The sequence below is a fragment of the Haematobacter missouriensis genome (assembly GCF_000740775.1).
GTDB lineage: Bacteria > Pseudomonadota > Alphaproteobacteria > Rhodobacterales > Rhodobacteraceae > Haematobacter > Haematobacter missouriensis.
Genome location: NZ_JFGS01000129.1, coordinates 1 through 326, shown reverse-complemented (window position 1 = coordinate 326; position 326 = coordinate 1). Strand labels below are relative to the sequence as shown.

Annotated in this window: 1 pseudogene; it reads left to right on the top strand. The window is 66.0% G+C overall.

Annotated elements, in window-relative coordinates:
- A pseudogene (locus CG51_RS18960) lies at nt 1–326 on the top strand (flagellar biosynthesis protein FliA); the annotation flags it as partial.

Here is a 326-nt window from a genome sequence, read left to right as displayed (position 1 = left end):
TTCTTCTTCGACCTGATCGAGGATCATCTCGATACGGTCTACGATACCGTCAGGCGCGAGTTGACCTATCTCGAGTGTAGCGGGTCTGTGCCGGCTGGCTACCTGAGCGTTGGCGATATCGTCGATGCGACGATCCTCAACGGGCTCAACCGCTTCGAGCGGCGGCCGACCGAATTCTCCGTCCGGGACTGGCTGACGCAGCTGGCCTTCGAGACCGTCGAGGCCGAGGCGCAGGCTGCGCGCCGGGCGGTGCCGGAAGGTGCCGCATCGATCGAGGCGGAGCCCGAGGCCCCGGCCGAGGATCCGACCGAGGCGGATCAGGCGAT